The 11,277-nt window shown below is 54.7% G+C and carries 11 protein-coding genes; 8 read left to right on the top strand and 3 right to left on the bottom strand.

What is annotated here, in order from left to right; translation table 11 throughout:
- Positions 1 to 460 precede the first annotated feature (460 nt).
- From mqo to P6287_RS18530, 3 genes are all read left to right on the top strand, one after another.
- Positions 461 to 2,071 carry a malate dehydrogenase (quinone) gene (gene mqo, locus P6287_RS18520; protein ID WP_217549809.1) on the top strand — a complete coding sequence of 537 codons (1,611 nt, stop codon included), beginning with the start codon at positions 461 to 463 and terminating at the stop codon, positions 2,069 to 2,071.
- 130 nt (positions 2,072 to 2,201) lie between these two features.
- Complete coding sequence (locus tag P6287_RS18525) at positions 2,202 to 2,504, top strand: type II toxin-antitoxin system HigB family toxin (RefSeq protein ID WP_036621935.1); 303 nt, start codon at positions 2,202 to 2,204, stop codon at positions 2,502 to 2,504.
- Positions 2,504 to 2,869, top strand: coding sequence for a helix-turn-helix domain-containing protein (locus tag P6287_RS18530; protein WP_192415454.1), 366 nt, complete (start codon positions 2,504 to 2,506; stop codon positions 2,867 to 2,869). Before P6287_RS18525 ends, P6287_RS18530 begins: the two co-directional genes overlap by 1 nt.
- Before the next feature lie 67 nt (positions 2,870 to 2,936).
- Here P6287_RS18530 and P6287_RS18535 read toward each other — a convergent pair whose 3' ends face one another.
- A complete protein-coding gene (locus P6287_RS18535; RefSeq protein ID WP_176972553.1) occupies positions 2,937 to 3,524 on the bottom strand; it encodes a LysE family translocator in 588 nt (195 codons plus the stop codon).
- Positions 3,525 to 3,660: 136 nt separating this feature from the next.
- Between P6287_RS18535 and P6287_RS18540 the strand changes: the two genes are divergently transcribed.
- Positions 3,661 to 5,151 (top strand): PLP-dependent aminotransferase family protein, encoded by a 1,491-nt coding sequence (locus P6287_RS18540; RefSeq protein WP_137386740.1) that lies wholly within the window; start codon positions 3,661 to 3,663, stop codon positions 5,149 to 5,151.
- Here the strand turns inward: P6287_RS18540 and P6287_RS18545 are convergent.
- The gene (locus P6287_RS18545) at positions 5,118 to 5,741 is read right to left on the bottom strand and encodes a glutathione S-transferase (protein WP_101762777.1); all 624 of its coding nucleotides are present in this window, start codon (positions 5,739 to 5,741) and stop codon (positions 5,118 to 5,120) included. The genes P6287_RS18540 and P6287_RS18545 overlap by 34 nt on opposite strands.
- Before the next feature lie 113 nt (positions 5,742 to 5,854).
- Between P6287_RS18545 and P6287_RS18550 the strand changes: the two genes are divergently transcribed.
- A complete protein-coding gene (locus P6287_RS18550) occupies positions 5,855 to 6,703 on the top strand; it encodes a PhzF family phenazine biosynthesis protein (protein WP_101762778.1) in 849 nt (282 codons plus the stop codon).
- An 82-nt stretch (positions 6,704 to 6,785) separates the two neighbouring features.
- On the opposite strand, the gene P6287_RS18555 is transcribed toward P6287_RS18550, so the two are convergent.
- Entirely contained in the window at positions 6,786 to 7,544 is a 759-nt protein-coding gene (locus P6287_RS18555; RefSeq protein ID WP_277974228.1) for an SDR family oxidoreductase, read from the bottom strand.
- A gap of 115 nt (positions 7,545 to 7,659) precedes the next feature.
- On the opposite strand from P6287_RS18555, the gene P6287_RS18560 reads away from it, so the two are divergent.
- From P6287_RS18560 to P6287_RS18570, 3 genes are all read left to right on the top strand, one after another.
- Positions 7,660 to 8,559 (top strand): LysR family transcriptional regulator, encoded by a 900-nt coding sequence (locus P6287_RS18560; protein ID WP_101762793.1) that lies wholly within the window; start codon positions 7,660 to 7,662, stop codon positions 8,557 to 8,559.
- A gap of 45 nt (positions 8,560 to 8,604) precedes the next feature.
- Positions 8,605 to 9,612: an inner membrane protein YhjD gene (yhjD, locus tag P6287_RS18565; RefSeq protein WP_110867713.1), complete on the top strand. Its 1,008-nt coding sequence runs from the start codon at positions 8,605 to 8,607 to the stop codon at positions 9,610 to 9,612.
- Between the two features lie 289 nt (positions 9,613 to 9,901).
- Positions 9,902 to 11,236, top strand: coding sequence for an MFS transporter (locus tag P6287_RS18570; protein ID WP_101762781.1), 1,335 nt, complete (start codon positions 9,902 to 9,904; stop codon positions 11,234 to 11,236).
- Positions 11,237 to 11,277 lie beyond the last annotated feature (41 nt).

An 11,277-nucleotide genomic window follows, 5' to 3' on the forward strand; every position in this document is an offset into this window, starting at 1 on the left:
ATGTAACATTACTTTTACACGACATGGCGAAATATCGCGCAACATAAAATCCGCATAAATAATCAATTTAGTTAAAACATATATTTTTCAACACATTAAAATGTGATGCATATCACCCGCCGTTTTCACCCCCGTCAAAACCCCTCACAATAGCGTAACAACTGCATTACTCTAACCGTCTGATTAAGAGATAAAAATCCCTTATGACCGCGAGGTTGAGCTGATTAATTCTTATGCTGAATCATTTCCGCCTTTAAAAAATAAACAAACGTTTAATTCCGATACGAGAATGTTATATTCGGATGCATATGCATAACGTGCAGTTAACCGTTATCGTCCCCGTGACTTATACCTGAGTCTTAACCTTTGAGAGATAGCGCCACGCGCTCGAAAGAAGCGCGGCTATTTCGCCTGCGAACCTGTTGAGCTTCAGGTCAACAGAGAGAGGAGATGTCGCCTCATGAGTACTACTGCGGTAAATCTGGCGCTCGCCGCCGCTTCAATGGAAAGTGCAAACCTTCAGGAACGAAAAGACGTCGACGTACTGCTGATTGGCGCAGGCGTGATGAGTGCGACTTTGGGCGCATGGCTGCAAGATCTCGAGCCTGACTGGTCAGTTGAGATGGTTGAACGTCTTGATGATGTGGCCGTTGAATCCTCTAATGGCTGGAACAACGCCGGAACCGGTCACGCCGCGCTGGCGGAGCTCAACTATACGCCGCAGAAGGCGGATGGCAGCATCGACATCGCCAAAGCGGTCGCGATTAATGAATCGTTCCAGATTTCGCGTCAGTTCTGGGCGTATCACGTGCAGAAAGGCAACCTGCGCAATCCCAAAAGCTTTATCCACAGTACGCCGCACATGAGTTTCGTCTGGGGCGACGATAACGTTGAATTCCTGCGTAAGCGTTTCAATGCGCTGCAGAAAAGCACGCTGTTCCGCGGCATGAATTACTCTGAAGATCGCGATCAAATCACGGAGTGGATTCCGCTGGTGATGAACGGCCGCGACAGCAAACAGAAAGTGGCGGCGACCTGGACCGAAATGGGTACCGACGTGAACTTCGGTGAAGTAACGCGTCAGCTGATTGCCTCTTTAGAGAAGAAAGCCAATTTCCGCCTGCGTCTGCGCCAGGAAGTGCGTGATATCAAACGCCTGAGCGACGGTCGCTGGCAGGTCACGCTGCATAATCTGGCCAGCGGTGAAAATCGTGTGCTGACCACGCGCCAGCTGTTTATCGGTGCCGGCGGTGCGGCGTTGCCGCTGCTGCAGAAATCCGGCATTCCGGAAGTGAAAGGCTACGCCGGTTTCCCGGTGGGCGGTTCATTCCTGGTGACGGAAAATCCTGACGTGGTGAAACAGCATATGGCGAAGGTGTATGGCAAAGCCAGCGTCGGCGCACCGCCGATGTCGGTGCCGCACGTCGATACCCGCGTGCTGGATGGCAAACAGGTGCTGCTTTTTGGGCCGTTTGCTACCTTCTCAACCAAATTCCTCAAAGAGGGTTCGCTGCTGGATATGTTCGGCGCGATGAACACCAGCAACCTCAAGCCGATGGTGCAGGTTGGCCTGAAAAGTTTCGACCTGGTGAAATATCTGGTTGATCAGGTGCTGCAAAGCGACAGCGATCGTATGGAAGCGTTGCGCGCTTACGTGCCGCAGGCGAAGCAGGAAGATTGGCGTTTAGTCACTGCTGGCCAGCGCGTGCAAATCATCAAGAACGATGCCGTTGAAGGTGGCGTGCTGCGTCTTGGTACTGAAGTGGTGACTTCGGAAGATGGCACCATTTCCGCCTTGCTGGGTGCCTCACCGGGCGCCTCCACCGCCGCACCGATTATGCTCGAGCTGATGGCGAAAGCCTTCCCGGAACAGATGCGTTCACCGGAGTGGCAGACCAAAATCCGCATGGTGATCCCATCGTGGGGCCGCAAGCTGAACGGCGACGTCGCACTGACCGAGAAAGTGCTGGCCGATACCAGCCGCGTGCTGCAACTCGACTACGAGCCGGTGATTACACCTGATGCCGCCAACGATGAAGCGCGCGAAACCGCGCACGTGGTGGGTAAGTAACAAGGTAGTATCAGAGGCTGGCAAGATGAGAGGCCGCGAAAGCGGCCTCTTTTTTATGCCTAACGCAAGAAATGTCCCAAATTGGGATTCAGGTTTGTTATAGTCCCAAAACGGGATTAAGATGCGCTGCATGAGAATCATATCGGTAAGGTCATTAAGGGAGTTTATGACGGCGAACCCCGACTCTTCGCAGCCGTTGAGAGCCTGGATTGATGAAGCACAGAAGGCCGACTGGTCAAGCCCGGCAGATATTAAGGAACAATACCGCCACGCCAGCATCCTTAAAGGCAGCCGAGTGGTATTCAACATCAAAGGAAACGATTATCGACTGATAGCGGCCATTGCGTATCCACAGAAGCTGATATTTATAAAGTTTATCGGCACACATCGGGAATATGACGCGATTGACGCTAATACGGTGGAGCAACGCTAATGACATTAACCATTAAACCTATTCATTCCGAACAGGATTACGAAGCGGCTCTTGAAGCTATTTCGCCGCTCTTTGAACATGTGCCCGAGCTCGGCACACCAGAGAGCGATTATATGATTGTGATGAGCATGCTAATTGAGGCATGGGAAAAAAAGCATTATCCCATTGAGGCTGCCGATCCGATTGAAGCCATCAAGTTCCGGATGGAACAACAAGGGCTTACTGCCAAGGATTTGGAGCCCGCAATTGGCCGCCGCAATCGCGTTTATGAAGTGCTCAATGGCAAACGTTCATTGTCACTGGAAATGATCCGTAATCTGCATAAGCAGTTTGGAATTCCATTAGAGAGCCTGGTCGGATTGTAAGGCGAACGGGTTGCCATTAATGGCAACCCGGAAAGTGCAAAGTGCGCATTTTTGCGCACCGAAGTATCTAGCTCAGAAGCACCGCGTCGTACAACATCCACACTGTTGTCGCCACCAGCGAAAGCGCCATCAAACTGTTAAACGCCTGACGTTTCCACGCGACCTGCAGATGGCTGCGAAGGCGATCGCCCAGCGCTGCCCAAATCAAAATGCACGGCAGATTCAGTGCGGCGAATCCCAACAGCACCGTCAGCACGCCGTTACTGTTGGCGTACATCAACGCCACGTTGGTGACCATCAACCAGGCCTTGGGATTAACCGCCTGGAAACAGATGCCGCCAATTAGCGTCATGGGACGCGGGCGTTCACGCAGTTGCGGCGCGCCAGCGCGGAAAATCTTCCACGAAAGCCACAGCAGATAGCTACAGCCGACTACCGTCAGCGGCAGGCGAATCGCGCCCATCCAGTGCAGCAGCGCATCCAGCGCCACGCTCGCCAGCAGCATCTGTATTGCGCAGCCTAGCAGGATGCCAAACAGCATCGGCAGCGTGCGTTTAAAGCCAAAGTTAACACCCGACGTTGCCAGCAGCAGGTTATTTGGACCCGGCGTGATCGACATCACGGTGACGTAGCTGAAGAATGAGGGATCGAGCATGATGCGCTTCCTGAAGAATCAATGATGCCTTCATGCTAATGCGTATGTTGCAATGGAAACAGAGACACAAAACCACTATTGTAATGGGTACAGTTGTCTCAAAAATGAATTGTACCCATCGCGCGCGGAGGCTTTTGTGTCCCTTCCACTCTCATCCGGTCAAACGCTGTATCAGCAGTTGGTCGATAGCTTTGCCGAGTCGATACATCAGGGCACGCTGAAGCCGGGTAAACGGCTGCCGGCGATACGCCGCGTGGCACAATCGCATCAGGTGAGTATCAATACCGTGCTCAATGCGTGGCAAATCCTCGAAGATCGCGGCCTGATTGAATCGCGGCCGCAGTCGGGTTATTACGTGCGTGGCGTGCTGCCCGCCGTGACGCGTTCAGTAAAACCGCTGCCGGCAAAAATCAACGATCCCAGCGCGCAGAAGCTGGAGCTGATTGAGCAAGTGTTCGCGGCGCAAAATAATCCCGATTACACCAATATCTCATTAGCCTGTCCGCAGGATGGCACCTTCTATCCGGCGGCGCGAATCGGGCGAATTACTGCATCGATTTTGCGCCAGAATCCCGACATTATCGGACGCTATGCGCTTCCACCCGGTAGTGAGCGCTTACGGGAGGAGATTGCGCGTCGTGCCCTGCACAACGGCATCAACTTGCCGCCGCAGGCGATCACATTGACGCACGGCTGCATGGAAGCACTCCAGCTGGCGCTGCGCGCGGTGACTAAACCCGGCGATTGCATTGGTTTGGAGTCGCCGACCTATTTCTTCCTGTTCCCGCTGCTGGCGTCGCTGGGGCTGAAAGCGCTGGAAATTCCTACCGATCCGCAGCAGGGATTGTCGCTGGATGCGCTGGAGATGCTGCTGCAGGAGAAGCGGGTTCAGGCGGTGATCGCCATGCCCGGCGCGCAGAACCCGCTGGGATATGTGATGCCGCTGGAGAATAAAAAGCGGCTGGCGAAGTTAGTGAACACTTACCACGTTCCGCTGCTGGAAGATGGTTTGTACGACGAATTGCAGTTTGAGTGGCCGCTGTCGCCGCCAGTAAAGGCGTTTGATAGCGAGGGTTGGGTAATTTACTGCACCAGCTTTACCAAAACCGTGGCGCCTGATTTCCGCGTCGGCTGGACTGCTGCCGGGCGTTTTCATGACGCTATCGCTCACCTCAAAGCGGTGTCGTCGATGGCGGAATCACGCTTGTTAAGTGAAACCCTGGCCGAATTTCTTGCCAGCGGCGGCTACGATCATCATCTGCGCACGCTGCGTCGGCGCTATGCCGCCAATCTGGATGCGGCGCGCGGGATTCTGGCACGCCACTTTCCGCAGGGCACGCGCGCGACCCTGCCGCGCGGCGGGTTTGTTTTTTGGGTCGAACTGCCGGGGAACATTGATACCGTAGAGATGTTTCATCGTCTGCTGCAGGAGCAAATCTGTGTGACACCGGGCGCGCTCTACTCCCTGAGCGATCGTTACAAACATGCGTTGCGCCTCTCCTGCTGCTACCCGTTTGATGAACGTTATACGTGGGCGCTGCAGCGCACCGGCGCGCTGGCCTGTGAAATGACAGGCCTCGCGCCGGGACAGGATCAGGGTTTGCCGTTGCGGCCCCAGGTGGTGTAAGGCTCACGCTCGGTCAGGCGTTCGTAATAAGTCTGCACCGCCGGGAAGTCAGGGTGTTCCAGCGGGGTTTCAAACCAGCGGTTCACCGCCAGCCCAACCGGAATATCGGCCAGCGAGAAATTACGGCCTGCGACATAGCGCCCGGTTTTCTCCAGATGCTGGTTGAGTATGTTCATGGTGTGCGTCCAGCCTTTCACCGCCGCCGCCAGCAAGCGGGGATCCTGATGCGCCGGCGAGTTGCGCACCAGCGACATAAATGCGTAACGCCAGGACGTGTTAAGTTCGGTGGCTTGCCAATCCATCCACTGATCAACTGGCGCGCGCGCGCGGGGATTGTCGGGATAGAGCCATTCGCCGCCATTGCTGTTGGCGAGATAGCGCAGAATAGCGTTGGATTCCCACAGCACGAAGTCGTCCTCGATTATTACCGGCACCATGGCGTTGGGATTGAGTGCCATAAACTCTTTCGAGTGCAGCGATTGTGGATCATCGCCCCAGGGTTCTAATTCGTACGCAATATCGAGTTCTGCGCACAGCCACAGAACTTTTCGCACGTTTATTGATGAAGTACGGCCAAGAACTTTTAACATTGCGGACTCCGATTCCAGAATTCTTAATCTATTCATAGCCCTGTTGCTGGCCTTTCGCAATCAGCAGGATGTAAATCCCGATTTCAGACAACCTCAACGAGGAAGGAGTGACAATGAAGGTCGCATTTAAACAGGTGGACGTGTTTACCTCATCGGCGTTTAAAGGTAATCCGCTGGCGGTGATCATGGATGCACAGGGATTAAGTGACGCGCAGCTGACGGCGATTGCGCGCTGGACCAATCTGTCGGAAACCACCTTTGTGCTGCCGCCACAGGATGCGTCGGCGGATTACCGCGTGCGCATTTTTACCGTCGAAGGTGAACTGCCTTTTGCCGGGCATCCGACGTTAGGTACCGCGCATGCGCTGCTGGAAGCCGGTTGGCCGCTGAAAACGCCGGGAAAAATCGTGCAGGAGTGCGGCGTTGGTCTGGTTGAGGTGAAAATCAGCGATGACGGAGCGCTGGCGTTTGCCGCGCCTGCCGCCACATTAACGCCGTTCAGTGATGCGCTGATGAGCAGCGCGCTGAACAGTGAATCATTCGATCTCAGCCAAATGCCGACCATCGTTGATATGGGTATTCGCTGGCTGCTGATTCCTATGAGTAGCGCGCAAGCGGTGCTGGATGTGGTGCCGTCCGCAGCCGATTTACACCGTTTACATCAGCATGCTGAGGTTAACGGTACGGCAATTTTTGGTGCGTTACCGTCGGGCGAAAACGAGCAGTATGAAGTGCGCGCATTGCTGGTTGAGAACGGCAGCTTGACTGAGGATCCGGTGACCGGCAGCGCCAACGCCTGTCTGGCGCGCTATTTCGAGGCTAACAAGCAAACGCGGGATTATCGGGCACGTCAGGGCAGCGCGATTCAGCGGGAAGGTCGCATTCAGGTGAGTTTTAGCGATAAAGCGATCTGGATTGGTGGCCAAACCGTGACGGTGATTGACGGGACGATTGAGCTGTAATTGTAATCTGCACCATCCGTAGCGGCGCAATTTATTGCGCAATAAATTGCGCCGCTACGAATATGTGCATCAGTTTATATTTTTACAGACCTTGGCCGCCTGAGGCTTCAATGCGCTGTGCGGTGATCCAGCCGGTTTCATCGCTGAGGATCGCGCTGATGGCATCGCCAATATCATCCGGCAAACCAACGCGGCCCAGCGCGGTGACTGAAGCGATATGGTCGTTGAGATCTTTGGTATCACGCACGCGGCCGCCGCCGAAGTCAGTTTCAATCGCGCCTGGCGCCAGAATGTTGACGCGGATGTGGCGCTCGCCTAACTCTTTGGCCTGATAGCGTGTTAGCACTTCCATCGCGCCTTTAATTGAGGCGTACGTGCCTGAACCCGGCAGCGTCAAACGGGTTAACCCGCTGGAGATATTCAGGATGCGTCCACCATCAACGATCAGCGGCAGCAGTTTTTGCGTCAGGAAGAACGGCCCTTTGAAGTGCACATTCACCAGCGCGTCAAACTCATCTTCGCTGGTCTCTGCGAACAGCTTGTAGTGACCGTGACCGGCGTTGTTCACTAAATAATCAAAGTTGTCACGCTGCCAGGTTTTCTGCAGCGCTTCTTTAACCTGCGCCACGAAGCCGTCGAACGTACTGGTGTCGCCCACATCCAGTTGCAACGCCACCGCACGCGCGCCCAGCGCTTCAATCTCCTGCACAACCGCCTGCGCTTCTTCCGCGTGACCGCGATAGGTAAACAGGATATCGGTGCCTTTGGCAGCCAGTTTCAGCGCCCCATTCTTGCCTAAACCGCGATTTCCGCCGGTAATCAATGCAATTTTATGACTCATGTTTCGCTCCAGTTGGAAAATTGAACACGTGTTAAGGATATTCGTGAATAATTGATCTATAAACGCAGAGGAATACGCAGCACTGTTTCACTAACAACAACAATCGGTGAACAACATGGATAAAATTCACGCTATGCAGGTTTTTGTGCGGGTGGCAGAGATGGGCAGTTTTACCCGTGCGGCAGAAAGCTTAGGTTTACCGAAAGGCAGCGTATCCCGCCAGCTGCAGGCGCTGGAGAATCAAATGGGGACGCGCCTGCTGCATCGCACCACGCGGCGTGTGCACCTGACGCAGGACGGCCTGGTTTATTACGATCGCTGCCTCGATTTACTGTCGATGCTCGACGACATGGACAGCCTGTTCCAGCACGATCCCGGCACCTTAAGCGGCAAACTGCGCGTGGACATGTCGGTGGCGATGGCGACCGGCTTTGTGCTGCCACGATTGCCGGAGTTTTTGCAGCACTATCCCGGTCTGGAAATTGAGTTGAGCAGTAGCGATCGTCAGGTTGATGTGATTCGCGAAGGATTTGACTGTGTGGTGCGCGTTGGCGAACTGAAAGATTCCGGGCTGATTGCGCGGAAAATCGGCTCGCACGCCTTGATCAACTGCGCCAGCCCCGGCTACCTTTCCCGCTTCGGCATGCCGGTGCGGCTGGAAGATCTGTCGCAACACGCGATGGTGCATTACACCCAGCAACTGGGACAACCTTCATTGGGCTTTGAATATTTTGATGGCAAACAGTGTCATTACGTTCAAACCGGCGGCGTAGTGACGGTAAACAGCACCGAAACCTATCGCGCCGCCTGTATGGCAGGGCTCGGCATTATTCAGGTGCCGGCGATTGGCGTACAGCCGCTACTGGAGTCGGGGCAACTGGTGGAAGTGCTGCATCATTTCCCGGCGAAACCGATGCCCATCTCGCTGCTTTACCCACATCGCCGCAACGTGGCGCGCCGCGTGCGAGTGTTTATGGAATGGCTCAGCCAAGTCCTGCAGGAATATGTAACTTAGCAGACTATAATTGTATTTTCGCAGTGAACAGGATGACTATCGTCTATGACGGACAAAACCCCTAAACAGACCGCGGCCGAGGCAGAAGCCAAGCCGCTGATTGATATTAAAACCGGCAATAAAACCGTGGATGGCTCGATTCAAAATGTGTCGCGCTTCGCTGCCTGGTTCCAGGCGATTCCGGCGGTGGCGCACTTTATGCGCGCGCTGGAACGCTTCAACGATCGTCTCGGTAGCCAGTTTGGCGCGGCGATCACTTACTTTTCCTTTCTCTCTCTGATACCGATTTTGATGGTCTCCTTTGCGGCGGTCGGTTTTGTGCTGGCGTCGAATCAGGATTTGCTCACCGAGTTGATCAACAAAATCGTTAACAGCATCAGCGATCCGACGCTGGCCACCACGCTGAAAAATACGGTGAATACCGCGATTCAGCAGCGTGCCACAGTGGGATTAACCGGTTTGCTGCTGGCGCTCTACTCCGGCATTAACTGGATGGGCAACCTGCGTGAAGCGGTGCGCGCGCAGTCACGCGACGTGTGGGAACGCACGCCGGACGATCAGGAGAAATTCTGGAAGAAGTACGCGCGCGATTTGATTTCGCTGTTGGGTTTGATGTTTGCGCTGGTGATTACGCTGTCGCTGACCTCGATTGCCGGCGCGGCGCAGGCAGCGATCGTTAACGCGCTGGGGCTGGAAGACATTGAGTGGCTGCGTCCAGCGATGACGGTGATTGCGTTATCCATCTCTATCCTGGCTAACTATCTGCTGTTCCTGTGGATCTTCTGGATTTTACCGCGCCATAAGCCGCGTAAAAAAGCGCTGTTCCGCGGCACGCTGCTGGCGGCGATTGGCTTTGAGGTGATCAAGTTTGTAATGACGCTGACGCTGCCGAAGCTGGCAAGCTCGCCGTCGGGCGCGGCCTTTGGTTCAGTACTCGGCTTAATGGCGTTCTTCTACTTCTTTGCGCGTTTGACGCTGTTCTGCGCCGCGTGGATCGCCACCGCCAAATACAAAGATGATAAAGAGATGCCGCAGCCGCATCAGGCTAAATAAGCCAACGAGGTTGTTACAATTGCCGTACTAGCTAAAAATGTCTCCTGCTGGCTGCTTTTTCAGCAAAAACCAGCAGGAAACGCTAAAGGGTCACTTTAATTTGGCCCTTTTGCAGAGATTCCCGCCAAAAAAGTGACACTTCTCGTTCCCATCCGCCACTGATCGCAGCAACTCAGAAATTATCCACTTATTCGCCGAAAAAGCCCGGTCTGACGCGGTTTTTCGCCATTGAATGCCGCAAACCAGGTGCGTAAGATTCTCTGTCTACATTTACAATTAAGAAACACTTATGCAAGCCTCCATCACAGAAACACTCGACAAAAAACACGACGACACGCCGGTCAATTCACGTGGCAAAGTGGTTGTGGCATCGCTTGTCGGCACCGCCATTGAGTTCTTCGATTTCTATATCTATGCCACCGCCGCAGTGATCATTTTCCCGCACATCTTCTTCCCGCAGGGCGATCCGACCGTGGCCACGTTGCAGTCGCTGGCGACTTTCGCGATCGCCTTCGTGGCGCGTCCTATCGGTTCTGCCGTGTTTGGACACTTTGGCGACCGCGTTGGCCGTAAAGCCACCTTGGTGGCATCGCTGCTGACCATGGGCGTCTCGACGGTGCTGATTGGTTTACTGCCAGGTTATGAAACCATTGGCGTGGCAGCGCCGCTGCTGCTGGCGCTGGCGCGTTTTGGTCAGGGTCTTGGCCTTGGTGGCGAATGGGGCGGCGCAGCACTGCTGGCGACCGAAAATGCTCCGGCGAAGAAACGTGCGCTTTATGGTTCGTTCCCACAGCTCGGCGCGCCGATTGGCTTCTTCTTCGCTAACGGCACGTTCCTGCTGCTTTCATGGTTGCTGACCGACGAGCAGTTCATGAACTGGGGCTGGCGCGTGCCGTTTATTCTCTCTGCGGTGCTGGTGTTAATTGGCCTGTATGTGCGCGTTTCGCTGCATGAAAGCCCGGTATTCGCCAAAGTGCAGAAAGAGAACAAACAGGTGAAAATGCCGATTGGCACGCTGCTGAGTAAGCATCTGACCGCCACCATTCTCGGCACCTTCATCATGCTCGCCACTTACACGCTGTTCTACATCATGACCGTGTATTCGATGAGTTACGGCACCGCACCCGCACCGGCTGGCCTTGGCTATTCGCGTAACAGCTTCCTGTGGATGCTGATGGTGGCGGTGATTGGTTTTGGTGTGATGGTGCCGATTGCCGGTCTGCTGGCCGATCGCTTTGGTCGTCGTAAAACCATGATCACCATTACGCTGATGATTATCGCCTTTGCATTGATGTTCCCAATGCTGCTGGGTTCCGGTTCTCAGGTGCTGGTAATGGGCTTCCTGATCCTTGGTCTGAGCATTATGGGCCTGACGTTTGGTCCGATGGGCGCGCTGCTGCCAGAGCTGTTCCCAACGGAAGTGCGTTATACCGGCGCATCGTTCTCTTACAACCTGTCGTCGATTCTTGGTGCCTCGGTAGCGCCTTATATCGCCACCTGGCTGAACGCCCATTACGGTTTGCAGGCGGTGGGCTTCTATCTGGCTTCGATGGCGGTGCTGACGTTGATCGCGCTGATTGCCTGTAAAGAGACGCGAAATCAAACGCTGTATGAAGCGGTGTGATTGAGCTGGCTGTACTCTGGGTCGTGTGTGCTTGCTGTCCC

The organism is Pantoea sp. X85 (assembly GCF_029623675.1).
Classification (GTDB): domain Bacteria; phylum Pseudomonadota; class Gammaproteobacteria; order Enterobacterales; family Enterobacteriaceae; genus Pantoea; species Pantoea leporis.